The following is a 283-nucleotide window of genomic DNA, read 5'->3' as shown; positions in this document are numbered from 1 at the left end:
AACGGTGGTGTCAGCCGACTTGCCGTCGATGGCGAGTTTTTCGTAGTTGCCACCTTTGGCGTCGTCGATCTTGACGCTCAGGTTATCGCCGCCTGCCAATGCATCGTTCGGGGTAACGAAGTTGACCGAGCCGCTGCTTGCGCCGACCGGGATGGTAATGGTTTGACCGTTCGACAGGGTTACAACCAGCGGAGCGCCGGTGACCGGAGCGTTGACCGATGCGGTGTAGACGACGGTGCCACCTTCGGCAACAGTCGAGGTCGCGGTGAGCGAGACGGTGCTG

At 61.1% G+C, this 283-nt stretch carries 1 protein-coding gene; it reads right to left on the bottom strand.

Translation table 11 applies throughout. The features are described 5' to 3' along the window. A partial coding sequence (locus tag ACLEJR_RS27100) for an immunoglobulin-like domain-containing protein (RefSeq protein WP_440817782.1) occupies window positions 1–283 on the bottom strand: 283 nt, incomplete at both ends.

It is taken from the genome of Pseudomonas sp. SMN5, from assembly GCF_052041925.1.
GTDB lineage: Bacteria > Pseudomonadota > Gammaproteobacteria > Pseudomonadales > Pseudomonadaceae > Aquipseudomonas.
Note: the sequence above shows the minus strand (reverse complement) of the source record. Positions and strands in the feature narration are given on the sequence as shown.